This window comes from Rikenella microfusus DSM 15922 (assembly GCF_000427365.1).
GTDB classification, from domain to species: domain Bacteria; phylum Bacteroidota; class Bacteroidia; order Bacteroidales; family Rikenellaceae; genus Rikenella; species Rikenella microfusus.
Map to the genome: position 1 here is coordinate 94,350 of NZ_ATXW01000001.1, position 24,158 is coordinate 118,507.

Consider the following 24,158-nt stretch of genomic DNA (forward strand, 5'->3'; position numbering starts at 1 on the left):
TTTTCGGAGGTTCTATTTTTTGCTTATACTTGCAAAAAATTTTCAACGACAAGACTACTTACGAAGCACTATGGCAAGCAAAGCGGCAAATGCAAAGAAGCGTGTGATAATCAGCTATATGAATCTGAGTCCGGAATTGATCGAAGCCTTCAGGGCAACCTATCCCCACGGGTATAGCGAAGCGCTGATCCGCATCGACAAACCGGGAGGAGATTTCTTCTACGCAGTGCCGTTCGAGACGGAAGAGATCAGTTACCTGGTCAAAGTCGATGTCAAGATAGACACCAAACCGGAAGAAGACCTCGACAAGGACTATTACGCCGATGACGACGACGAAATATCCGGAGCGGACCAGATAGCCGACTCTCCGGACGACGATGACGATGAGTAACAGAAACCGCAAATACAGCAACGGGACCATCACGGTGGTGTGGCAGCCTGCGGAGTGCATCCATGCAGGCGTTTGTTTCACATCGTTGCGCAAAGTGTTCGACCCGGTCAAACGGCCGTGGGTCAATATGGAAGGGGCCGCAACGGAGCAGATCATAGACGTCGTGGAACGCTGCCCGACACAGGCGCTGACTTTTTTCTGGAACGACCCCTCGGCCGTAACCCCGGGAAAAGAAAACTCCCCCAAGCTGTTCGATACGAAAAACCTGACGCGGCTGTTTCCCGCGCCGACCGACGAAGAAGCCGCGGCCAAAGCTGCCGAAAAAGAGGGCGTGACTCCCGCCGCGAAAATCACATTCCGCCGGGGCGGTCCGCTGGTCATCGAAGGACGCTTCGACATGATCGACGAAAACGGCGCCCCGATCCAATCGAAACTGAAAATGGTTTCGCTGTGCCGCTGCGGCCTGTCCGACAGCCAGCCGTTCTGCGACGGCGCCCATTTCAAGGCGGGATTCCGCAAATAACCGCAGAACGGGGCATGTTATTTGCCCCTATCCGCGGAAAACCGCAATCCTATGGAAAATACCGAAACCGACCGGCTCGAAATCAAAATCCTGCCCGGCGGCCCCGCTGTTATCAAAGGTGATTTCACCGTCATCGGCCCGGACGGCAAACCGTTCGTACCGGACCAAACGCAAAAACACTCCGGCGTAGCTTTCTGCCGCTGCGGACGTTCCGGCAACCAACCGTTCTGCGACGGTTCTCACGGCAAACCGTAGAAAAACCGCGCATCGCAATGCGGATATTTTCCGTACCGGCCGAAAGTTACTGTTTGCATAGGAAAAACGCAGGCCATCCCGATTCTTTTCCCGGAACCCGACCATACACTTCGATAATACCCGGAACTCGATTATTACACTTGGGATACCGAAATGTATTCGGGAAGGGATATTCCCCGGTCGATACCAGGCCGAAAGCGATCTATCCGGACATTTATGCATAAGTGCCGAAAATATTTCCGAATTTGCCGGAAATAGAGTAACTTGGCACACATGGAACAGAGCAACTATTCGATCCGTATCACCCCGCACCGATGTGCGGGGTGTTATCGTTGCGTGCGGGCGTGCAGTACAGGCGCCATTATCATCCGCGACCGCCGGGCTTCCATCGCCCAGGACGAATGCACCCGATGCGGGACCTGCCGGAAAGCCTGTCCGCACGGCATGATCTCCGTACGCGACGACGTAGACGCCGTACGCCGGTTGCTCAGAACCTCGGACAAAGTTTTCGCATCGCTCGACCCCGCGTGGATCGGGTCGTTCCCCGGCATCGTGCCGCAGCGTCTCATCGAAGCGCTGACCCTGCTCGGATTCTCCGGAGTGGGGGAAACCCTGCTGGGTCATGTCAAATACGACGAAGCCACACGGGAACAACTGCAACGCCATCCGCGTCTGGCCATCTCCACGACCTGCCCCGTCGCTGTCCGATTGATCCGGTACCACTATCCCGAACAGGCCGAACGGCTGCTGCCGCTGGCGCATCCGGCCGTGCTCCATGCCCGCATGATCCGGCACTGGCAGGGACAAACGACCAAGGTAGTCTATATCACCCCCTGCATCGCAGCCAAATCCAATCCCGACGAAATCAGCGAACTGGACGCCGTCGTCACGTTCGACGAACTGAGACGGTGGATGCACGAAGACGGCGTGGAATTCGACCTGATTCCCGGTAACGACAGTTACCGTTTCGAACCGGGCGAAGCGGACTGCCAACCGCACCGCATGCCCGACAGTATCGCCAGCCGTTTCACTTTCTCCGGCATGGAAGCCATCCGGAGAATCCTCGAAGAAACCGCCGTATGGCCCGCCGCGGACGGACGGGAACCCATCCTGCTCGAACTGTTCGGCTGTACGGGCGGTTGCGACGGGGCACAGACTCAACAGGAAAAGGATATCCCGACCGTAGCCCGTACCTGGGCCCGCCAACGCTACTATAATGAACGCCGACCCGAAAACCCCGTTTACAAACTACCGTTCATACCGACCGTAGCCTCATATCCGCCCCGGCCGGCGGAACGGTTCCGGGTAGCCGCATCGCAAATCGACGCGGCACTGGCCTCTATCGGGAAATTCACCGAACGGGACATGCATAACTGCAACGGCTGCGGCTACGAAACCTGCCGGGAATTCGCCCGCGCCCTGTGCATCGGCAGGGCCGAACCCGAAATGTGCCTGAGCTATACGCGCGCGCTGGCGCAAAAGAAATTTTCGTCCCTGCTGAAACGTATGCCGTCGGGCGTACTGCTGACCGACGCAGACCTGAAAATCGTAGAAGCCAACCGCAACGCGGCCCGGTTGCTGGGGCCGCAGGCCGAACAGCTGTTCGACTCCCGCCAGGGCCTGCACGGAGCCGATCTGCGCGAACTGGCACCCTTCGCCGACCTGTTGCGTCAGGTATTGGACTCCGGCGGAGAGATCGCCGAACAAGACATACGGTTGAAAGGAAAACTGCTGCACATTTCAGCTTTCACCGTAGAGCCGCACCGGCTGGCCGGGGCCTTGGTCAGCAACCTCGCCCTCCGCGGCATCCAAAGCGACGAAATGATCGAACGCACCCGCCGGGTGATCCGCGAGAACCTCGAAACCGTACAACAGATAGCCTGTCTGCTGGGCGAGAACGCTTCCCGGACGGAAGCCATACTCAATTCCATCGTTACCGCAGCCGCCGATGAATCCGGAAAGAAATAAATACTTCATCGAAGCCGAGAACTGCCAACGGACCGAAACGGGTTCCTTCGCCAACGGCGACGTCTGTATGAGCCGCCGTACCGACGACGGCCGCACGTTACTGGTGCTGACCCACGGGCGAGGCAGCGGCATCCAGGCCAACGTAACCGCCTCGGTCATCTCCTCCATGATCGTCAGCTACGCCCAGCACAACGCCCCGATCGGGCAGGCCGCGCAATCCGTGCTGAACACTTTCGGCGGGCGGGGCAGCCAGACCGACGCCTCGTTCGCCGTAGCCGACATACACCCGGACGGGACGGTCGCGGTCGCGGAATACGAAACTCCCCCGTTCCTGCTTTTCCGGCAGGGAACGCCTGACGAGGAGGAGGACATACCGGGCGAACAACTGACCATTACCGCAGGTAACGGCCGAAAACACACCATCCGCCTGAGCCGTTTCAATGCCCGCCCCGAAGACCGCATCCTGTTTTTCACCAAAGGCGTCATCCGCTCCGGAACCGGGACACAGCGGCTGCCCGACGGCTGGACACGGGCCGGCCTGGCGGCAACCGTTGCCGGCATACTCAAGCAGACGCCGGATATTTCGGCCCGCGAACTATCGACCGCCGTCATCAACCGCGCCGAAGCGAACGACCTGTTCGTACCCAAAAGCGACCTGAGCTGCCTGTCGGTCTATTTCCGCCAGCCCCGCCGCCTGTTGCTTTGCTCCGGCCCTCCGTTCAACGAAACGAACGACCGCAAACTGGCCGAACGCGTAAAAGAGTGGAGCGGAACGACCGTCATCTGCGGCGGGACCACGGCGGCGATCGTAGCCCGGGAACTCAGGCGCGAAATCAGCGTAAACCTGCGGCGCGACATTTCCGGCCTGCCTCCGACCTCGTCCATGCCGGGCGTAGGCCTGATTACGGAAGGGGTGCTGACCCTGGCACGGGTCAAAAGCCTGCTGGAACAGGCCGTCTCCTCCGAACTGACCGGCCAGGGCACCGATTTCGAGCTGGCCCGTATCCTGCTCGGACACGACCGGATAGACTTCATGGTCGGCACGCGGATCAACCCCCTGCACCAGGATCCGGCGCTACCGGTGGAACTCGAGCTGCGCCGCAACGTCATCAAAGAGATCGCCCGTCTGCTCGAAATCAAATTCCTGAAAGAGACCCGGATCGAATACCTCTGAAACGTTCCCGCCCCGGAACATGCCGGAAAATCGGCCGGAAAATATTACCTTTGAACCCTCACAGAAAAGACCGTTTATGGAGAAACTGACCGTCCGAATCTGCACCGGAACCCTCTGCTACATCATGGGAGGATCCGAACTCCAACTGCTGGGCGACTACCTGCCCGAATCGCTGACCGACCGGGTGGAAATCCGGGGAGCGACCTGCCTCGACTTCTGCAATCAGGAGGGCAAAGGCAAAGCCCCGTTCGTGCTGGTCGGCGACGAACTCGTCACCGGCGCCACCGTCGCCAAAGTAGTCGAAACGATCAAACAGAAACTCGGATAACGTACCGCCATGGCCGTCACCAACAATACCATGATCCTGCGCCGCGAACTGCTCACGCGCATCATCAGACTCCTGCACGAGAACACGCTGGAAGAGCACATCGACCGCATTCCATACCAGATGCGGCCCAAAGGATACGAAGAAGTTTCTCGATGCTGTATCTATAAGGACCGCGCGATGCTCAAATACCGCGCCATGGGCGTGCTCGGCTTCGGGATCGACGAAGAGGAGGACGAAATGACCTCGCTGGCGGAATATACCCGCATGGCGTTCGCGCGGGAACAAGTTTCGGAAAACCCGCTGTCGGTGATGACGGACGCCTGCTCGGCCTGCGTGAAGGTCAATTACGTGGTGACCAACATGTGCCGGGGATGCGTGGCACGCCCCTGCGAAGTGAACTGCAACAAAGACGCAATCGGTTTCGTGAACGGACAGGCACACATCGACCCCGCCAAATGCGTCAATTGCGGCCTGTGCATGAAAAACTGCCCGTTCCACGCCATCGTTTACATCCCGGTACCGTGCGAAGAGTCTTGCCCGGTGGGAGCCATCAGCAAGGACGAACAGGGAAAAGAGCACATCGATCCCGAAAAATGCATCTATTGCGGCCGCTGCCTCTCGGCATGCCCGTTCGGCGCCGTGGTCGAAAAATCGCATCTGGTCGAATTGTTCAAGGCTTTCCGTTCGGACAAGCCGACCGTAGCGCTGGTAGCCCCGGCCGTAGCCGGACAGTTCCGCACCTCGCTGGCCAACATTATGGGAGCCGTCCGGAAACTGGGGTTCGACGACGTGATCGAAGTCGCCAAAGGAGCCGACGTGACCACGACCAACGAAGCGGCCGAATTCGCCGAAAAAGTACTCGAAGAGGGACAGGCTTTCATGACGACCTCATGCTGCCCATCCTACTATATGCTCGCGCACAAGCATGTCCCCGAAGTGGCGCCTTTCGTTTCGCACACCCGCAGTCCCATGTACTATGCGGCCGAAATCGCCCGCAAACGGTACCCGGACGCCACGATCGTCTTCGTCGGGCCGTGCGTGGCCAAGCGCAAAGAAGCCTATTACGATCCGAACGTCGATCTGATGCTGAGTTTCGAGGAGCTGGGCACGATGTTCGTAGCGATGGGCGTGGAAGGTTTCACGGACGACATGGCCGTCGAACTGGACGATAAGATCATGCCGAGCAGCCGCGGCTATGCGGCGAGCGAAGGGGTGATGAGCGCCGTGGCCGGGCAGCTGCCCGCCGAATACAAAGATCGGATCAGACCGATCGTCATCAACGGCATCGACAAACAGGCCATCCGCGATCTGAAAAGCTATGCGCGGAGCTGCCCGGGCAACATGGTCGAGGTCATGGCCTGCGAAGGCGGATGCGTGAACGGCTGCAACGTGATCGCCAACCCGAAGGTCGCCGCCCGGCAGGTCAAGGAACTCGCCAAATAACAATGTCTATTTAGAACTACTTCGATATGAACCTGAAAGTAAACGTTACCGACCGGATCTATTGGTTGGGTGCCAACGACCGGCGCAAGGAACTGTTCGAAAACCTCTGGCCGCTGCCGGACGGAGTGAGCTACAATTCTTATCTGATTACGGACGAAAAGACCGCGCTGCTGGATACCATCGAGATGGGAACGGGCGGCGACTACGTGGGATGGATCGAACACCTGCTGGGCGAACACGGCCGTAAGGATCTGGACTACCTGATCGTCAATCATATGGAACCCGACCATTCGGGCGAAATCGGCGACATCGTCCGTCGCTGGCCGAACGTGCGGATCGTGGGGAACTGCAAGACCTTCAAGATCCTCGAAGGCTATTACGGCATCACCGAAAACCTGGCCGAGGTCAAAGACGGCGACACGCTCGAACTGGGACACCACAAACTCCGGTTCGTCATGACCCCATGGGTACACTGGCCCGAAACGATGATGACCTACGACACGACCGAGCATATCCTCTTTTCGGGCGATGCTTTCGGAACGTTCGGCACGCTGGACGGAGCCGTTTTCGACGACGAAATCGCCGACTTCGAAGAAAAATACCTGAGCGAAATGCGCCGCTATTACTCCAACATCGTCGGCAAATACAGCAACATGGTGCAAAAAACGTTCTGCAAGCTCAACGGCGTGCCGCTGAACGTCATCTGCCCGCTCCACGGCCCGGTATGGCGAAGCAATCCGGGCAAAGTGGTCGATCTGTACGATAAATGGAGCCGTTACGAAGCCGAAGAGGGAGTGGTCATCATCTACGGCTCGATGTACGGCAACAACGCCGCCACGGCGGATTACATCGCCCGCAAATGCGCCGAAGCGGGCATCAAGAAAATCAAAGTACACGACGCGTCGAAAACTCACCTCTCGTACCTGATCAACGATATCTGGCGTTACCGCGGGGTCGTTCTGGGCAGTTGCGCCTACAACACCAACATGTTCCCGAAAGTGGAACAACTGACTACCGAACTGCTGCATATGGGTGTCAAGGACAAGTTGCTGGGACTGTTCGGTTCTTACAGCTGGAACGGCGGCGGCGTACGGAACCTCAAGACATTCGCCGAAACCATCGGCTGGCCCCTGGTCGCCGAACCGGTGGATGTTTTCGGCACCCCGACTCCGGACAAACTGTCGGCCTGCGACGCGATCGCCGCAGGGATGGCCGAGGGACTTTCCAAACACGAGTAAACCATGCGCGAGATAACGATCGGTACGGCCCACACCTCGACACTGAAAGTAGGGGAGGGCGACACAGCCGTCGCGCTGGGTTCGGGCGACCTCCGGGTGCTCGGCACGCCGGCCATGGCCGCCCTGATGGAAAATGCGGCCCTTTCGGCCATCGCTCCGCTGCTGGACGAAACCGAAAGCAGCGTCGGCATCTCGCTGAACATCACCCACGACCGGGCGACCGGCATAGGAGACTCCGTCTCCGCCACGGCCGTAGTGACGGCCGTGGAAGGCCGGCGGATCGACTTCGAGATCAGCGCTTCCGATTCGTCGGGAACACGGATCGGCGGCGGTACGCACGCCCGTTTCGTCGTGAACGTCGAAAAATTTATGAGCAAAATCGAAAAATAATCGTAAATTTGGAGAAAGAAATTCCCAGGAAAAGACAAACATTACTTACAAAATACCAACGATAATGAGCGACAAAAAATTTCCGGCAGGGGTTCTCACCGGCGACAAAGTAGGGCAGTTGTTCGCCTATGCCAAAGAAAAAGGATTTGCCATCCCGGCAGTCAATGTAACCGGAACCGATACCATCAATGCCGTGCTCGAATCGGCCGCTGCGGTCAATTCGCCGGTTATTATCCAGATTTCCAACGGAGGCGCCGCTTTCGTCGCCGGCAAAGGGCTGAAGCTGGAAGGCCAGGAAGCGCAGGTGCTGGGAGCCATCGCCGCCGCCAAACACGTACATACCGTAGCGAAAGCCTACGGAGTGCCGGTGATCCTGCATACCGACCACGCCGCCAAGAAACTGCTGCCGTGGATCGACGGCCTGCTCGACGCCAGCGAAAAGCATTTCGCCGAAACCGGTACGCCGCTGTTCAGCTCGCACATGCTCGACCTGAGCGAAGAGCCGCTGAACGAAAACCTCGAAATCTGCTCGAAATACCTGACCCGCATGGCCAAAATGGGCATGACCCTCGAAATCGAGCTGGGGATCACCGGCGGTGAAGAAGACGGGGTGGACAACTCGCACGTCGATTCGTCGAAACTCTACACGCAGCCCGAAGACGTCTGCCAGGCATACGAAACCCTGATGAAGATCAGCCCGAATTTCACCATCGCCGCTTCGTTCGGTAACGTGCACGGCGTGTACAAACCGGGGAATGTGGTGCTGGAACCGAAGATCCTGCGCGATTCCCAGGCCTACATCCACAAGAAACTGAACACCGCCACCGACAAACCGGTGAACTTCGTGTTCCACGGCGGTTCGGGTTCGGAACCGGAAAAAATCGCCGAAGCGATCACCTACGGCGTTATCAAGATGAACATCGACACCGACACCCAATGGGCGTTCTGGGACGGTATCCGCCAATTCTACAAGAAAAACGAAGCCTATCTGCAAGGTCAGCTCGGCAATCCGGAAGGTCCGGACAAACCGAACAAGAAATATTACGACCCGCGCAACTGGCTCCGTGCCGGCGAAACTTCGATCATCGAACGTATGAAGATCGCTTTCGACAATCTGAACTGCGTAAACGTTCTGTAATTTTCCAAGGAAAAGACAGTACGGACAAACCCTCGAACAGCCCCGACATGTCGGGGCTGTTCTCTTATCGGACCGTCAATTCTAAATTTTTTCACAAACTAACCCCCAAACCATTATGAAAAATGCAGTAGCCATACTCTGCGCAGGGGGGCCTGCGCCGGGCATCAATACGGTCATCAGCTCCGTGACCAAGATATTCAGCCAGAACGGCTACAAAGTGATCGGACTCAACGGCGGCTACAAAAGCCTCGTGAGCGACGAACCCGATTTCGTCTATCTCGATTTCGAGACGGCCGACAATATCTACTGCCGGGGCGGTTCGGCGCTCGTAATGAGCCGTTACAAACCGGCCGACAAAGAATTCCGTACCGACTTTTTCGAACGCTACAACGTCAAGGTACTGGTGACCATCGGCGGCGACGACACCGCCTCCACCGCCAATCGGCTGACCAAGTTCCTGAAACAGAAAGGAATCGACGTATCGAGCATCCATGTGCCGAAAACGATCGACAACGACCTGCCGCTGCCGGCCGGATATCCGACGTTCGGTTATAACTCCGCCAAAGAAGAAGGCGTGAAACTGGCTACGACCCTCTACGAAGACGCCCGTACCAGCGGCAACTGGTTCGTCGTATCCGCCATGGGACGCGAAGCGGGGCACCTGGCATTCGGTATCGGCGCCGCCTGCCATTATCCGATGATCGTTATCCCGGAGATGTTCAACAAGACGCCGATCACGTTCGACAAGATCGCCCGCCTGGTTATCTCTTCGATGGTAAAACGCCGCCTGATGGGGATCCCCTACGGTGTAGCCATAATCTCCGAAGGCGTGTTCCACTTCATGACCGACGAAGAGGTCATCAACACCGGCGTTCAGTTCACCTACGACGAACACGGGCATCCGGAACTGGGAAACGTCAGCAAATCGCATATTTTCAACATGCTCGTCCAGCAAAAACTCAAGACCCTGCGTATCAAAGTCAAGAGCCGCCCGAACGAAATGGGATACGAACTGCGCTGCTGCCGCCCGATCGCTTACGACCTTTCTTACGCGACCCAATTGGGCTTGGGCGTTTACGAACTGTACGAAGCGGGACACACGGGATGTATGGTAACGGTAGGCCGCGACGGGTCCGTCGAACCGCTCTTCATGGACAGCGTGGCGGACAAAGACGGCAAAATCATGCCCCGGCTGGTGGACGTGGAATCGCGGAAAGTGCAGCAGATCATACAGAACAACCTGCATTACATCACACCGGAAGATTACAAAGGGGCCTCGAAATACGTCGATAATCCCGAGGAATACGATTTCCTGAAAATTCTGGAGTGGGACAAATAATCCGCCGAACGATTCGAATGACAAAATAAGCCTTTCCCTTTTCAGGGGAAAGGCTTTGTTTATTTTCTGTCCAGATGCGCCGCGATACGTTCGAAGACCCGTTCCGGCGGCAAATCGTTCAGACAGGCGTAATCGCCCCTCCAGCACTCCTTATGCCCATAGACCGAACACGGGCGACACGGCATATCCAGCCCCACGGCATCCCCGGGATCCTGTCCCAGGCCCAAAAATCCCGCATACGGGTGAGTCGCTCCCCAGACCGAAACGACCGGTATCCCGACCAGCGAAGCCATGTGCATGGCCGAAGAGTCCATCGACACCATCAGATCGAGGTTGGCTATCAGGTCGATCTCCTCCCGCAGGCTGAACCGGCCGACCACCGACAGGCAACGCCCCTCCGGCGTTTCGCGGGCCGCCTCCTCCGCCAACCTGCGTTCTTCCTCTCCGCCGCCGAAAATGAATATCCGCGCCTCCGGATAATGTCCGGTCAGCATCCGCGCCACCTCCCGCATCTTCTCCATCGGATAGACCTTGCCCTTGTGTTGAGCGAAAGGAGCGATCCCGATCCACAGCTCTCCGTCACGACCGGCCGACTCCAACCCCGCCGGGACCGGCCTGCGCTGCCGGTAATACGACAGATCCGCAACGACCAGCGGAAGGTCGAAACCGGCTTCGCGGAACGCATCCGCATACCGTTCGACGCTCGTCCTGAGCGGCCGTATCGCCTTACCCTTGCCGGGCATGGCCGTCAGCGCTTTCTTTTCCGCCCGCCCCTTATCGATATGATAAGACCTGACGCCGCGGAAAGAATAGAATTTCCGCAAGAGTTTGGAATAGATCTTGTCCTGCAAGTCCACGACCGCCCCCACATCCGGATATGTCCGGCGCAACTCGCGGTACAGGCGGATCAATCCTTTCAGCCCCCGGTGATAGCGGGCCAGGTCGATATTATGGAACGTCAGGTTGGGAATACCGTCGAAAAAAGGCTCGTAGAAACCGCGCGTCAGCAATACGATCTCCGTCTGCGGATAACGGCGTGCCACTTCGGCCAGCACCGGAGCGGTCATCGCCACGTCTCCCATAGCGGACGAACGAATCGCCAGTATTTTCGTCGGCACGCCTTTCACAGCCTTTCTCCGGTTATTTTTTAGCATACAACACCGGATTCAGAGCCGGATCGTTGTACATCTTCATCTGTTTGTAGAGTTTCATATATTTGCGTCCCGCCTCGATATCGGTCAGCAACTCCTCGATGGCCTGCGAGAGGTCGGTACGCTGGGTCAGCAACACGTCCAGTTTCGCACGGCATGCCTCGCGATGCTCCGGTTCGACATCCGTTCGTTCCGCCTCCTGCCGCATATGATAAATCTTCAGGGCAAGAATGGAAAGCCTGTCCACGGCCCAGGCCGGCGTTTCGGTATTGATCCGCGCATCCGCCGCCGGCGTTACGGTTTTGTACCGATCGAGAAAATAACCGTCGATATATTCCACCATATCCGTCCGTTCCTGATTGGAAGCGTCGATACGACGCTTGATCGCCAGGGCCGCCGCCGGGTCGATCTCCGGATCGCGGACAATGTCCTCGAGATGCCACTGCACCGTATCGATCCAGTTCTTGTGATAGAGCAGATGTTCGATACTTCCCGCCGGATAAGGGTTGGCGATCGGGGTATCCACCCGGTCATGCCGGTGATAATCTTCGATGGATTGCCGGAAAATACGGTTACAGAGCGCAGTGAATATCATAACTTTTTCGTTTGCGGTAGCAAAGATAAGACAATTGATTTACCTTGCGGCATCGAAGTGTATAATTTTTAGACATTTTCAGCCTCTTCCCATGCATCGGACGCGCCGTCGCCGGCCGAAAACATCGCCTCACGAAGCGAGCCGGAGCATGCGATGATGGAAAACGCATGCAACGGCCCGAGCCGGGATTAGGTTCCCGCCCCATTCGGAGAATTTTGCCGGAAAGCCCCATATTTCCTATTTTTGCCGGGTACCCACATTCCGATCCTCTCCATGAACCGAACAGCCCTGTACCTCTTATTCCTGCTATTGCCGACCGTCGGGCGGGCACAATACAAAATGACCACGCAGGAATACATCGATACTTATAAATACATGGCCATCCGCTCCATGGAAGAATTCGGCATCCCGGCCAGCATCACCTTGGCCCAAGGGCTGCTCGAATCGGGCAACGGAGGCAGCCGGCTCGCCGTGGAAGGCAACAACCACTTCGGCATCAAATGCAAAGGTTCGTGGACCGGCGCCAAAATCTACCACGACGACGATGCGAAAGGGGAATGCTTCCGCAAATACCGCAACGCCGAGCACTCCTACCGCGACCACTCGAAATTCCTGACCGAATCGCCCCGATATGCCGACCTGTTCAAACTCGACATCACCGACTACAAAGGGTGGGCATACGGACTGAAAGCGGCCGGATACGCCACCAACCCGAAATATCCTCAACTGCTGATCGACCTGATCGAGAAGAACCGGCTCTACCAACTCGACCGGCCGAACGGTGCAGGCGGGTTGCTCGCCAGACGGAAAGAGCGGAAAGCCGCCGAAGCGGAACTGAACGAACCGCTGGCTCCCAAACACACCGTCGAGAAAAACAACGGTGTAAAATACATCGTTTCGCAAACGGGCGAGAGCTTCGCTTCGATCGCGGCGCAATACGGCCTCTCGGTCAAACGGTTGCTCAAAATCAACGACCTGAAAAATTCGTTCCCGCTGCCGGAAGGGACAGCGCTCTATATCGAGCCTAAGCGGAACCGGTCGTCGTCGGCCGCAGTCCATACCATCGACAGCGGCGATTCGTATCACTCCGTATCGCAGCAATATGGGATCAAGCTGAAAAAACTGCAAAAAATGAATCCGGCGACCCGAAAATTCCCGCCCCGCGTCGGACAGCAGTTACGGCTGCGGTAACGATACCGTTTGCGTATTTTTACCGATCCGTTTTTAAGTATTTAGACTGAACCGGCCGAGCAGGGAGAGGTGTACATTTGTACATACAAAAATCACCCGCCATGTCCGCACCCCTTTCCCCGGCTACTCTCGCCGGACAATCTTCCCTGGTTTCGACAGCCGCCGACGGTTACGCGCCCTTTTTCGACAACCTGCTGGCCATCGTGCGAGACCGCCCGATCGACCGCAAACTGGGCCAAGCGATCGAATCCTACGTACTCGAATGGCTGGCCGAACATCCGTTGAACGAATTCACCGACTATTCGGCAGCCTCCTACGTGCGGACTTATCTCGGCAGATGTCCCGAAACGCGCTGGGAGGCTATCCTGATGAGCTGGCAGGCGGGCAATACGACCGCCGTCCATGCCCATCCGCAGTTTGCCGGCTATCATTTCGCCGACGGCGTCTTCCGGGTGGAGATTTTCGAACCCGATGAAAAAAACGGCATACGTCCGACCGACACGCTGGTCATCGACAAACCCGCCGCTCTGTTCGCCATAGGACATCCCGGGGCTTTCGACAACCATATACACCGCATCACCTGTCTGAGCGATACCGGACACAGCCTGCACGTCTATTCCGACGACGCGCTCAAAGGGGCGGTCTATCGTCCCGCGCATTGAATTGAACGGAATCGACACGCGGTTTACACTGGTTTTCCTGATCGAGTTTTCGGCAATAGTCGAAACTTCCGGCGCACCGGTCTGTCCGAACGTTTCGACAAAGCGGCGCCGCAGGATCGTTCAGGCACAAAGAATACCCCGACTAAAACGGAAAAGCGCCTGTTTTGACAGGCGCTTTTCCGTTCCCAAAAGACTGCGGTTTCTATTTCCCGTAATGGAAGACGAACGTCTGTTTCAGGTCGGGATGCAACGAATTGGCCACCGGGCACTCATGCGCCGCCAGTTCCAGAATCTTTTTCACTTTCGGCTCGTAATCCGACGGGAACGTCACCTCCACGACCACCTCCACGATCCGGCGGGGAGCCGTACCCATGATTTTGGAAATATTCACCTCCGTGCCGTCGATATCGAAACCGTGCGTCTGAGCCGCCTTGCCCATGATCGTCAGCATGCAGCTGCCCAAAGCCGTCGCCAGCAAATCGGTAGGCGAAAAAAACTCCCCTTTGCCGCCGTTGTCCACCGGCGCATCGGTCGTGATTTTAGTTCCGGACTGCAAATGTTCCGCCTCGGTATGCAAACCGCCCGTGTAACGGGTATGAACCGTAATTGCCATATTATAACTCTTTTAGTGATTTGTTCCGAGCAAAGATAAACGATATTTCACTATCTTTGCAATCCTTTTTCCCCTAAAATATTTAAAGTCATATGGTAAAATATACGTATCGGAATATCTGGCACGTCGCTTTTCCCATCCTGCTCAGCCTGCTGATGGAGCATATGATCGGGCTGACCGACACCGCTTTCCTGGGTCGTCTCGGCGGACATGCGGGCGAAGTGGCCCTCGGCGCCTCCGCCCTGGGCGGCGTATATTATATCGCGGTCTTCATGCTCGGGTTCGGATTCAGCGTAGGGGCGCAAATCCTGATGGCACGACGCAACGGAGAAGAACGGTTCCGGGAAATCGGCCCGATTTTCCAGCAAAGCGCCCTGTTCCTGCTTTTTTTGGCCACCGTCGTATTCGCCTTTTCCAAACTGTTCGCCCCGCAGATCCTGAGCAAACTGATCTCCTCGGCCGAGATCTACCACGCTACGCTGGAATACCTAAACTGGCGCATATACGGTTTCTTCTTCATTTTCCTGGCCGTGATTTTCAGGGCCTACTACGTCGCGATCACCCGGACCAAAATCCTGACGATCAATTCGGTCGTTATGGTACTGAGCAACGTCGTGCTGAACTACGGCCTGATTTTCGGCAAATTCGGCCTGCCCGCGCTGGGTATCGCCGGCGCCGCCATCGCATCGTCCGTGGCCGAACTCGTCTCGCTCGTCTTTTTCGTCGTTTACACCTCCCGGAAAATCGACTGGCGCAAATACGACCTGTTCCGCCGTACCCGTTTCAGCCTCCGGGAACTGGGCCACGTGCTGAACCTGTCGTCGTGGACGATGGTACAGCAATTCGTCGCCGTCAGCACCTGGTTCCTGTTTTTCATAGCCGTCGAACACCTCGGCGAACGGCCGCTGGCCGTAACCAACATCGTGCGCAGCGTCTCGTCCCTGCTGTTCATCATCGTCAGCTCGTTCGCCACCACCAGCAGCTCGCTGGTCAGCAACATGATGGGAGCGGAGCAGAGCCGCGAGGTGATGCCCACCGTATGGCGGATCCTCCGGATGTGCTATATGATCGTACTTCCGCTGCTGGCGATCATCATGCTGTGCCCGAGACTGATACTGCGCATCTACACCGACAACCTCCCGCTGATCGACGCCTCGGTACCGGCTCTGCTGGTCATGGCCTCGGCCTACCTGATCCAGACCTCGGCATTCGTATGGTTCAACACCGTATCGGGTACCGGAAACACCCGCGCCGCCTTTACGCTCGAAATGGCCGCCATAGCCGCCTACGCCCTCTATGTCTATATTGTCGTCATCCGCCTGCGTGCCGACGTGGCGTGGTGCTGGACGACGGAACACCTGTACGGCACCGTGATGTTCGCGCTGGCCTACCTTTACATGCGCAAAGCCGACTGGCAGAGCAAAAAAATATGATTCGGAACCTCCCGGATGCTTATCTTTGTCCCATGAACATCATCTCCGCCACTTTCCTGTGCAGCAGCCAGAAAGCCTCGCAATGCCCGGCCGGCGACATGCGCGAATTCGCTTTCATCGGCCGCTCGAACGTAGGTAAATCGTCGCTGATCAACATGCTGACCCAGCGCACGGGACTCGCCAAAGTATCCGGCACTCCCGGCAAAACACGCCTGATCAACCACTTCACTATCAACGAACAATGGGCGCTGGTCGATCTGCCCGGCTACGGATACGCCAAAGTTTCACGCAGGGAACGGAGCGGTTTCTCGTCCCTGATCACGGACTACGTACTGAACCGGGAGCAACTCTATTACCTCTTCGTCCTGATCGATGCCCGACACGAGCCACTGCGGATCGACCTGGAATTCATCCGCTTCCTGGGCATCCACGGAGTACCGTTCGGCATCGCTTTCACCAAGGCGGACAAGCTCTCGCAGGCCCAACTGGACCGCAACATCGGCAACTACCGGAAGCAGCTGTCGGAAGAGTGGGAAGAACTGCCCCGCATGTTCGTCACCTCGTCGGAGAAGGGCAGAGGACGCGACGAAATTCTGGATTTTATAGAAAATTGTTTAGAACAGAGTTAAAAAAAAGCTACCTTTGCGGCTGTCGAAAACGACATCCGTTTCACAGTAAATAATATCCGAAGCGCAATCATGGGCGAATCCAACAAAATCAAATTCTTCGCTTGCCGGAACTCGCGTTACCTGGCTGAAAAGATCGCAAAACACTATGGTTCGGAATTGGGCAATTCCGTCGTGCTGGAGTTCAGCGACGGCGAATTTCAGCCGGCTTACGACGAAAGTATCCGCGGGTGCACGGTGTTCGTAGTCTGCTCGACTTTTCCGCCGGCGGACAACATGATGGAGCTACTGCTGATGGTGGACGCCGCCAAACGGGCTTCGGCCAAACGGGTGGTCGCCATCATGCCTTACTTCGGATGGGCCCGTCAGGACCGTAAAGACCGGCCGCGCGTGTCGATCGGCGCCAAACTGGTGGCCAATCTGCTGCATGCGGCGGGCGTGGACCGTATCATGACGATGGACCTGCATGCCGACCAGATACAGGGATTTTTCGACGTACCGGTAGACCACCTGTACGCCAGCGGCGTTTTCGTGCCGTATATCAAAAGCCTCTGCATCGACAACCTGACCGTAGCGACCCCGGACATCGGAGGTTCGAAACGCGCGAACGCCTACGCGCAGTACCTCGGCGCACCGATGGTCATCTGCCACAAACACCGTTCGAAACCGAACGTGGTCAGCGAGATGACCGCTATCGGAGAAGTCAAAGGACGGAACGTGATCCTGTTCGACGACATGATCGATACCGCCGGAACCATCACCAAAGCGGCGGACATGATGAAAAACATGGGCGCCCTCTCGGTTCGGGCGGTCGTAACGCATCCGGTACTTTCCGGCCCCGCCTACGAACGGATCGCGGAAAGCGCCCTGGACGAAATCATCACGACCGATACGATCCCGCTGAAAGAAGATAAAGACACCTCGAAATTCAAAGTCCTGACCGTGGCCGACATCTTTGCGGACGTTGTGGAACGGGTTTACAACTACAAGGAAATCAGCTCGATGTTTATTTTCTAAACATCCGTTTTTCGCGGTAGAAATACTGTTTTTCCCGTCGGCACTCGCTTCCGGTCCGCCCGCCCCCATTTTGCGAACCGGAAGGCCGACGGGATTTTTATATCCGGAATTTATGGTAGAAGTACTTTACGAAGACAACCACGTTATCGTGGTGAACAAACGCCCCGGCGAACTGGTGCAGCCCGACCCCACGGGCGATCCGGCCCTGGAAGATACCGTAAAAGCTTATATCAAGACAAAATACGGGAAGCCGGGAGCTGTGTTCCTGGGAGTCGTGCACCGGATCGACAGGCCCGTGGGAGGAGCCGTACTGCTGGCACGGACTTCCAAAGCGCTGGTCAGGCTTAACGAACAACTGAAACAGCGCCGGTTCCGTAAAATCTACTGGGCCATCGTCGAAAACAGCCCCGACCGGCCGGAAGGAGAGTTGCGGCATTACATCGTCCGGAACGGGAAAACCAACAAATCGACCGCTCACGATACGCAGAACGCAGTGCCCCGGAATCTGCAAAGCGAGGCGAAAGAAGCGATTCTTCGCTACAAACTGCTGGCATCGAGCGACCGTTATCACCTGCTGGAAATCGAACTGCTGACCGGTCGGCACCACCAGATCCGGTGCCAGTTGTCGAAAATCGGATGCCCGATCAAAGGCGATCTGAAATATGGAGCGTCACGCTCAAACAAAGACGGTGGAATATCCCTGTGGGCCAGACGACTGACCTTCGAACATCCGGTTACCCATAAAATGATCACCGTCGAAGCTCCAACACCCCACGATGACAAATTGTGGGCCTATTTCGAAAAAGAAGCTACTCGACGTGATTAACGCAATCGACGGATGACCCGGGCCGGATTGCCCGCCACGACCGTATCGTCCGGAACGTCTTTCGTCACGACGGCCCCTGCTCCCACGATACAGCGGGCGCCGACCGTTACCCCCGGACAGATTACCGCACCGCCGCCGATCCAGCAATCGTCCCCGATGGCCACATCTTCGCCCCACTCTTCGCCCCGACGCCGTTCTTCGGCATCCATCGGATGGGATACGGCATAAATCTGCACATTCGGCCCGATCAGTACGTTCGATCCGATCCGTACCCGTCCCACGTCCAGAATCGTGCAGTTATAGTTGATAAAAACCCGTTCGCCGCACGTAATGTTGTACCCGTAATCGCAGTAAAAAGGCGGTCTTACGCGCGTGCCGCGCGGGCAGTTCGGCAGAATTTCCGCCAGCTGGTCCTCGGTATCGCACAACGGCAGGACCGGCCCCTTCGTATTGAACCGGTGCAGCCTCGGCTGTAAAAAAGCGCGATCCCGATCCAATTCCGCATCCCACGGCTGGAACGGTTCGCCCGCCAGCATCTTTTCCTTTTCGCTCTTCATGGCTGTTTATTCGGACTATATATACGACTATACGCTGAAAATCAGACACTCATGTAAAAACAGGGTAAAGTCATATATACTTCCCTTTATTTGAACCGGAACGCGAACGGCAGCAACTCCGTAGCCATCGTCTCCCGAAAGTTTCCCGTGCGATCCGCCATAATTACGCGTATATCCCGACCGTGTTGCGCCCGCACCGCCTCCATCAGCACCTCGCGGCAGCCGCCGCATGGGGTTACCGGCGTCTCCGAATCCGGAGAAACGACCGCAATGGCGACGATCGGGACGGTAGGATAAGTCGCCCGCGCATAATTCACTGCGACCCGTTCGGCACAACTCCCCAACGGATAAGCCCGGTTCTCCTGATTATTGCCGCATACGACCGTACCGTCTTCCAACCGTACCGCCGCGCCGACCCGGAATCCGGAGTAGGGCGCCCAGGCCTGCTTCGAGGACTCTAACGCCTTATTTATCAACTCCTTGTTATCCATGAGATTCTACGTTATAAAGATTTTACCGCCCGTAACATATGCCTCTTCCCCAACGCCCCCGGCAGACGAAAAACTTCAAACCCCGCAGTCCGCAAAGCCCGTTTGACCGTTCCTTTGGCCGAATAGGTCGTCAGCGCACCGCCCGGCCCGAGTATCGCGTACATCCGGCGCATAACCTCTTCCGACCATAGCTCCGGCTGCACGTCGGGAGTGAAAGCATCGAAATAAACGACATCGAAACACCCTTTTAAAGATACGAAATCGAACGATAACAGATCCGCTTCGTACTTCGTGAGCGTAAAATATTCCGAAACCGTATGCGGCAGGCCGTCCCACGGCAGGTCGTGCAGGGTCGTGAAAACAGGATCGGAAGTGTAATTCAGCTGCCGGACGGTCGCCATCCCGACCGGATAGAGATCGACGGCCCGGTAATCGATTTTCACCCCTGTCTCCTGCGCCCGCAAACAGGTCAGCCAGCCGTTGAGTCCCGTACCGAAACCCACCTCGAACACCGAAACCGCCGTCCGCTCTTTCAACGCCCGGTCCAATCCCGCACGGATGTAGACATGTTCCGCTTCGCCCACGGCGCCCCGGTCGGAGTGGTACAATTCGCCCAGCACTTCATGCCGCAGGGTCAGCGAGCCGTCAGCCGTTTCGAGTAATTCCATCACGATCTGTTTGTCAGCGATTACCGACGGATCAACTGAACCACATTTTCGACATGGTGCGTATGGGGAAACATGTCCACCGGCTGCACCTTCATCACCCGGTAAGCCTCGTCGAAAAGCGCCAGGTCGCGCGCCTGCGTCGCCGGATTGCAACTCACATAAACGATCCGCCCAGGAGCCGCCGCCAGAATCGTAGCGGCTACGTCGGCGTGGATACCGGCCCGCGGCGGGTCGAGGATAATCACATCCGGACGACCGTGACGTTCGATAAACTCCCCGTTCAACACATCCTTCATATCGCCGGCGAAAAACAGCGTATTGTCGATACCGTTCAGGGCGGAATTTTGTTTGGCGTCTTCGATAGCCTCCGGCACATACTCGATCCCCACCACCTTTTTCGCCCGCCCGGCCACGAAATTAGCGATCGTCCCCGTACCGGTATAAAGGTCGTACACAGTCTCCCCGCCGGTCAGTTCCGCGAAATCCCGCGCCACTTTGTACAGGTTGTACGCCTGCTCCGAATTGGTCTGGTAAAACGATTTCGGATTGACCCGGAACGTCAGATTCTCCATGCGCTCTTCCAGATAGGGTTTCCCGGCATGGCAGAATACCTCCCGATCGCCGATCGAATCGTTCAATTTATCGTTTATAATATAGTTCAGCGAGGTAATCTCCGGGAACCGCCCTTTCAGAAAATCGAGCAATGCCACCCGCTGCGCAGCGTCGTCGCGGGCGAACACCATCGTAACCATCACCTCGCCGGTCGTCGAAGTACGGATGATGATATTCCGCAGAAACCCTCGATGGTCCCGGAGATTATAGAATTCCAGTCCGTTCTCTTCCGCGAACCGTTTGACCGCGAGACGGATCGCATTGGACGGTTCGGCCTGCAAGTGGCACCACTCCACGTCCAGCACCTTGTCGAACATGCCCGGAATGTGGAATCCCAATGCGTTCCCGTCGCCCGTAGCCGCACCCGCCGCCACTTCCGAACGGGGCACCCACCGTTTGTCGGAAAAGGTGAACTCCAACTTATTCCGGTAATATTCGCTCTTCGTCGACCCGATGATCGGCGAAATTTCCGGCAGCTCGATCTTGCCCAGCCGCCGGAGTTGCTCTTCCACCTGGCGCTGTTTGTATTCCAGCTGCATCGGGTAGGGCAGCGCCTGCCATTTACACCCTCCGCACTCGCCGTAATGTTTGCAGAACGGTTCGACACGAATCGGAGAATATTTCACGAAATCCAGCACATACCCCTCCATGAACCGCCGCCGTTTGTTGTTGATCTGCACATCGACCACATCGCCCGGCACCGTGTGGGGCACGAACACCACCACGTCGCCATGTTTTCCCAACGACTTCCCTTCGGCGGCTATATCGGTAATTTCCAGACCTTCGATCTTCGGATACTTGCTTTTTCTCGGTTTCATAAAAGAGGGCTGACAGTTCGAATGCAGGCAAAGATACGGGTAAAATTCGTAAATTTGGAACCGAATAACCATATCCCTCTCCCTATGATCAAGCTGGCTACGCTCACTTTCAACCCGTTCGGCGAGAACACCTACATCCTGTTCGACGAAACGAAGAGGTGCGCGATCGTCGATGCCGGATGCAGCTCCGACAAAGAGCGGCAGACGCTCGTCTCTTTCATCGAAAAAAACGGCCTGACTCCGGTCGTGGCGCTCAATACCCACGGACACGTGGACCACATCTGCGGCGTGGAATTCGTCAAGAAACGCTGGGGCATCCCCTTCGCCCTGCACCGCAACGACAAACCGATTCTGGAAACGGCGCATTGTTACGCCGACATGGGTTTCGACATAGGGACCATCCCTGCCGTGGACATCGACCTGGCCGATACGGCGGAAATCCCGGTCGGGAACAGTACGCTGCACATCATCCAAACACCCGGACACTCGCCCGGACATATCGTCATACACGCTCCCGAAGCCGAACTGCTGTTGACGGGCGACCTGCTGTTCAAAGAGAGCATCGGCCGCACCGACCTGCCGGGCGGCAGCTATCCGGCCCTGATGGACAGCATCATCGAGAAAGTGATTCCGCTGGGCAGCGATACCCGCATCTTCCCCGGCCACGGCCCCCAAAGTACCATTGCGCACGAAGTGATGTTCAACCCTTTCATCGTGGAAGCCCTGCGCGGCGACGTGAACTACAAAGCCTGCGAAACGCATGAGAATTGACATTATCACCCTGCTGCCCAAACTGCTGGACGGCGCACTGAGCGAGTCGATCATCAAACGGGCGCAAAACAAGGGGTTGGTCGAAATCCATATCCATAACCTGCGCGATTACTGCGAGGACAAGCACCGCACGGCAGACGACTATCCGTTCGGCGGCGAGGCCGGCATGGTGATGAAAGTAGAGCCGATCTACAAGATCATCACCCGCCTGAAATCCGAACGGGAATACGACGAAGTGATCTACACCTCGCCGGACGGCGTCACCTACAACCAGCAGGAGGCCAACCGGCTATCCACGCTGGAGAACCTCATCATCCTCTGCGGCCACTACAAAGGGGTGGACTATCGGGTACGCGAACACCTGATCACGCGCGAAATATCCATCGGGGATTATGTACTGACAGGCGGAGAGCTGGCTGCGGCGATCATCGCCGACAGCGTGGTGCGTATCCTGCCGGGCGCCATCGGCGACGAATGCTCGGCCCTGACCGACAGCTTCCAGGACAACCTGTTGGCGCCGCCGGTTTATACGCGTCCCGCCGAGTTCAACGGCTGGCGGGTGCCGGACGTGCTGTTGTCCGGCAATTTCGCCGAAATCTCGAAATGGCAGGAAGACCAGGCTTACGAACGCACCCGACGGCTCCGTCCCGACCTGCTGGAAATCAAATAAACGGGCATGAAATATTACATCATAGCGGGCGAAGCATCGGGCGACCTGCACGGATCGAACCTCATCAAAGGATTACTGAAAGCCGATCCGCAGGCGGAAATACGTTTCTGGGGCGGCGACAAGATGGCTGCCGCAGCCGGCACGCACGGAACACTGGTCAGACACTACAAAGAAGCCTCGATCATGGGCTTCTGGGAAGTGCTCAAGAACCTGCGGCGCATCGGCCGGCAGATGCGCTTCTGCCGCGAAGACATCGCCGCCTGCCGGCCCGACGTCCTGATCCTGATCGACTATCCGGGTTTCAACCTGCGGATGGCCAAATTCGCGCGTACCTACCGGTGGTCAGGGACGACCGCACGACCGAAGGTTTTCTATTATATCGCCCCGAAAGTCTGGGCATGGAAAGAGAAACGGGTCGCCAAACTCCGGGCCTACGTCGATAAACTGTTCATCATCTTCCCGTTCGAGATCGAATATTTCCGCCAGCACGGTATCGAAGCGTTCTATGCCGGGAATCCGCTGATGGATTCCGTCGCCGGACGCACGGCCGCCGTCCCCGAAAACGCGGAGGCGTTCCGCCGGGAAAACGGGCTGGACGAACGGCCCGTCATCGCACTCGTAGCCGGAAGCCGCAGTTCGGAAATCCGGTACAACCTGCCGAACATGGTCGCCGTATCCCGGCTTTTTCCGGAATATCAATTCGTGGTAACGGGAGTTTCGTGGCTCGATCGCAGCCTCTACGATAAATATCTGGCCGGAAGCGACGTGCGGTTCGTCTGCGACAAGACCTACGAAACGATTGCGCAGTCGTCGGCGGCGCTCGTGACCTCCGGGACAGCGACGCTCGAAACAGCTCTGCTGAACATTCCGGAAGTGGTCTGTTTCCGCAGTTCCGGCATCAGCATCCGGATCGCCCGAAAACTCGTGAAACTACGGTTCATCTCACTGGTCAATCTGATTATGGACCGGGAAGTCGTCCGAGAACTGATCCAGGAAGACTTCAACCCGGCAACCGCGGCCGAAGAACTGCGGGCCGTACTTCCCGGAGGAGCCGAACACGAACGCATGATGCAGGACTTCCGGGCATTGCGCGAAGCCATGGGCGAACCGGGCGCGTCGGAACGGGTCGCCGACGAAATGGTACGGCTGTTAAACGAAAAATAAATGGTAAGTATATATAACTTTATATCATACGCACACTTGATTTTCAGTATATTTCAGCCCGCGCCCACCCCCCGAAGCGGCTACGTCGCTTCGGCGCAGGGCCGTT

General features: G+C 57.1%; 27 protein-coding genes. 20 read left to right on the top strand and 7 right to left on the bottom strand.

The genetic code is table 11. The annotated features are described in order from the left end of the window. The first annotated feature begins 70 nt into the window (after positions 1–70). The 11 genes from RIKMI_RS0100405 to RIKMI_RS0100455 all read left to right on the top strand — a co-directional run bounded on the left by RIKMI_RS0100405 (position 71) and on the right by RIKMI_RS0100455 (position 10,187). Positions 71–391: a hypothetical protein gene (locus RIKMI_RS0100405; protein WP_037291190.1), complete on the top strand. Its 321-nt coding sequence runs from the start codon at positions 71–73 to the stop codon at positions 389–391. After that, entirely contained in the window at positions 384–914 is a 531-nt protein-coding gene (locus RIKMI_RS0100410) for a (4Fe-4S)-binding protein (protein ID WP_169715480.1), read from the top strand. The genes RIKMI_RS0100405 and RIKMI_RS0100410 overlap by 8 nt, the downstream gene beginning before the upstream one ends. A 51-nt stretch (positions 915–965) precedes the next feature. Next, positions 966–1,169 carry a CDGSH iron-sulfur domain-containing protein gene (locus tag RIKMI_RS0100415; RefSeq protein ID WP_027290016.1) on the top strand — a complete coding sequence of 68 codons (204 nt, stop codon included), beginning with the start codon at positions 966–968 and terminating at the stop codon, positions 1,167–1,169. Between the two features lie 273 nt (positions 1,170–1,442). Then, on the top strand, positions 1,443–3,137 hold the full coding sequence (locus tag RIKMI_RS0100420; protein WP_027290017.1) for a [Fe-Fe] hydrogenase large subunit C-terminal domain-containing protein: 1,695 nt from the start codon (positions 1,443–1,445) through the stop codon (positions 3,135–3,137). Then, on the top strand, positions 3,118–4,311 hold the full coding sequence (locus tag RIKMI_RS0100425) for a SpoIIE family protein phosphatase (protein WP_027290018.1): 1,194 nt from the start codon (positions 3,118–3,120) through the stop codon (positions 4,309–4,311). The genes RIKMI_RS0100420 and RIKMI_RS0100425 overlap by 20 nt, the downstream gene beginning before the upstream one ends. 76 nt (positions 4,312–4,387) lie before the next feature. Then, positions 4,388–4,639: an NADH-quinone oxidoreductase subunit NuoE family protein gene (locus RIKMI_RS0100430; RefSeq protein WP_027290019.1), complete on the top strand. Its 252-nt coding sequence runs from the start codon at positions 4,388–4,390 to the stop codon at positions 4,637–4,639. A gap of 9 nt (positions 4,640–4,648) precedes the next feature. Then, the gene (locus RIKMI_RS0100435) at positions 4,649–6,082 is read left to right on the top strand and encodes a monomeric [FeFe] hydrogenase (RefSeq protein ID WP_027290020.1); all 1,434 of its coding nucleotides are present in this window, start codon (positions 4,649–4,651) and stop codon (positions 6,080–6,082) included. A 26-nt stretch (positions 6,083–6,108) separates the two neighbouring features. After that, positions 6,109–7,320, top strand: a complete 1,212-nt coding sequence (locus RIKMI_RS0100440; protein WP_027290021.1) for an FprA family A-type flavoprotein — start codon at positions 6,109–6,111, stop codon at positions 7,318–7,320. 3 nt (positions 7,321–7,323) lie between these two features. Beyond that, positions 7,324–7,710: a thioesterase family protein gene (locus RIKMI_RS0100445; RefSeq protein WP_027290022.1), complete on the top strand. Its 387-nt coding sequence runs from the start codon at positions 7,324–7,326 to the stop codon at positions 7,708–7,710. Between the two features lie 64 nt (positions 7,711–7,774). Next, positions 7,775–8,848 carry a class II fructose-bisphosphate aldolase gene (fbaA, locus tag RIKMI_RS0100450; RefSeq protein WP_027290023.1) on the top strand — a complete coding sequence of 358 codons (1,074 nt, stop codon included), beginning with the start codon at positions 7,775–7,777 and terminating at the stop codon, positions 8,846–8,848. Between the two features lie 115 nt (positions 8,849–8,963). Continuing rightward, entirely contained in the window at positions 8,964–10,187 is a 1,224-nt protein-coding gene (locus RIKMI_RS0100455) for a 6-phosphofructokinase (RefSeq protein WP_027290024.1), read from the top strand. Positions 10,188–10,246: 59 nt separating this feature from the next. Here RIKMI_RS0100455 and RIKMI_RS0100460 read toward each other — a convergent pair whose 3' ends face one another. Then, positions 10,247–11,341 (bottom strand): glycosyltransferase family 9 protein, encoded by a 1,095-nt coding sequence (locus RIKMI_RS0100460; protein ID WP_245584919.1) that lies wholly within the window; start codon positions 11,339–11,341, stop codon positions 10,247–10,249. Beyond that, complete coding sequence (locus tag RIKMI_RS0100465) at positions 11,328–11,933, bottom strand: DUF4254 domain-containing protein (protein WP_027290026.1); 606 nt, start codon at positions 11,931–11,933, stop codon at positions 11,328–11,330. Before RIKMI_RS0100465 ends, RIKMI_RS0100460 begins: the two co-directional genes overlap by 14 nt. 339 nt (positions 11,934–12,272) lie before the next feature. Here RIKMI_RS0100465 and RIKMI_RS0100470 point away from each other — a divergent pair, with 339 nt between their 5' ends. Beyond that, positions 12,273–13,124, top strand: a complete 852-nt coding sequence (locus tag RIKMI_RS0100470; protein WP_440590517.1) for a glucosaminidase domain-containing protein — start codon at positions 12,273–12,275, stop codon at positions 13,122–13,124. A gap of 101 nt (positions 13,125–13,225) precedes the next feature. Continuing rightward, positions 13,226–13,786: a cupin domain-containing protein gene (locus tag RIKMI_RS0100475; RefSeq protein ID WP_027290028.1), complete on the top strand. Its 561-nt coding sequence runs from the start codon at positions 13,226–13,228 to the stop codon at positions 13,784–13,786. 202 nt (positions 13,787–13,988) lie between these two features. On the opposite strand, the gene RIKMI_RS0100480 is transcribed toward RIKMI_RS0100475, so the two are convergent. Then, the gene (locus RIKMI_RS0100480; RefSeq protein ID WP_027290029.1) at positions 13,989–14,399 is read right to left on the bottom strand and encodes an OsmC family protein; all 411 of its coding nucleotides are present in this window, start codon (positions 14,397–14,399) and stop codon (positions 13,989–13,991) included. Positions 14,400–14,491: 92 nt separating this feature from the next. Between RIKMI_RS0100480 and RIKMI_RS0100485 the strand changes: the two genes are divergently transcribed. From RIKMI_RS0100485 to RIKMI_RS0100500, 4 genes are all read left to right on the top strand, one after another. Next, positions 14,492–15,832 (top strand): MATE family efflux transporter, encoded by a 1,341-nt coding sequence (locus RIKMI_RS0100485; protein ID WP_027290030.1) that lies wholly within the window; start codon positions 14,492–14,494, stop codon positions 15,830–15,832. Between the two features lie 32 nt (positions 15,833–15,864). Next, positions 15,865–16,461 (top strand): ribosome biogenesis GTP-binding protein YihA/YsxC, encoded by a 597-nt coding sequence (yihA, locus tag RIKMI_RS0100490; RefSeq protein ID WP_027290031.1) that lies wholly within the window; start codon positions 15,865–15,867, stop codon positions 16,459–16,461. A gap of 69 nt (positions 16,462–16,530) precedes the next feature. After that, the gene (locus RIKMI_RS0100495) at positions 16,531–17,475 is read left to right on the top strand and encodes a ribose-phosphate pyrophosphokinase (protein ID WP_027290032.1); all 945 of its coding nucleotides are present in this window, start codon (positions 16,531–16,533) and stop codon (positions 17,473–17,475) included. Positions 17,476–17,587: 112 nt separating this feature from the next. After that, a complete protein-coding gene (locus RIKMI_RS0100500; protein WP_027290033.1) occupies positions 17,588–18,301 on the top strand; it encodes an RluA family pseudouridine synthase in 714 nt (237 codons plus the stop codon). Here the strand turns inward: RIKMI_RS0100500 and RIKMI_RS0100505 are convergent. The 4 genes from RIKMI_RS0100505 to rlmD all read right to left on the bottom strand — a co-directional run bounded on the left by RIKMI_RS0100505 (position 18,298) and on the right by rlmD (position 21,447). Continuing rightward, positions 18,298–18,858, bottom strand: coding sequence for a sugar O-acetyltransferase (locus RIKMI_RS0100505; RefSeq protein ID WP_027290034.1), 561 nt, complete (start codon positions 18,856–18,858; stop codon positions 18,298–18,300). The two genes, RIKMI_RS0100500 and RIKMI_RS0100505, sit on opposite strands and share 4 nt — an antisense overlap. An 86-nt stretch (positions 18,859–18,944) precedes the next feature. Beyond that, positions 18,945–19,349, bottom strand: a complete 405-nt coding sequence (locus RIKMI_RS12440) for a cytidine deaminase (RefSeq protein WP_051214164.1) — start codon at positions 19,347–19,349, stop codon at positions 18,945–18,947. Positions 19,350–19,360: 11 nt separating this feature from the next. Further along, the gene (gene mnmC2, locus RIKMI_RS0100515; RefSeq protein ID WP_037291196.1) at positions 19,361–20,017 is read right to left on the bottom strand and encodes a tRNA (5-methylaminomethyl-2-thiouridine)(34)-methyltransferase MnmC2; all 657 of its coding nucleotides are present in this window, start codon (positions 20,015–20,017) and stop codon (positions 19,361–19,363) included. Positions 20,018–20,037: 20 nt separating this feature from the next. Next, the gene (gene rlmD / locus RIKMI_RS0100520) at positions 20,038–21,447 is read right to left on the bottom strand and encodes a 23S rRNA (uracil(1939)-C(5))-methyltransferase RlmD (RefSeq protein ID WP_027290036.1); all 1,410 of its coding nucleotides are present in this window, start codon (positions 21,445–21,447) and stop codon (positions 20,038–20,040) included. Positions 21,448–21,531: 84 nt separating this feature from the next. Here rlmD and RIKMI_RS0100525 point away from each other — a divergent pair, with 84 nt between their 5' ends. The 3 genes from RIKMI_RS0100525 to lpxB are packed head-to-tail and all read left to right on the top strand — an operon-like array spanning position 21,532 to position 24,052. Then, positions 21,532–22,218: an MBL fold metallo-hydrolase gene (locus tag RIKMI_RS0100525; RefSeq protein ID WP_336433344.1), complete on the top strand. Its 687-nt coding sequence runs from the start codon at positions 21,532–21,534 to the stop codon at positions 22,216–22,218. After that, positions 22,208–22,888 carry a tRNA (guanosine(37)-N1)-methyltransferase TrmD gene (gene trmD, locus RIKMI_RS0100530; RefSeq protein WP_027290038.1) on the top strand — a complete coding sequence of 227 codons (681 nt, stop codon included), beginning with the start codon at positions 22,208–22,210 and terminating at the stop codon, positions 22,886–22,888. Before RIKMI_RS0100525 ends, trmD begins: the two co-directional genes overlap by 11 nt. A gap of 6 nt (positions 22,889–22,894) precedes the next feature. Continuing rightward, the gene (gene lpxB, locus RIKMI_RS0100535) at positions 22,895–24,052 is read left to right on the top strand and encodes a lipid-A-disaccharide synthase (RefSeq protein ID WP_027290039.1); all 1,158 of its coding nucleotides are present in this window, start codon (positions 22,895–22,897) and stop codon (positions 24,050–24,052) included. Positions 24,053–24,158 lie beyond the last annotated feature (106 nt).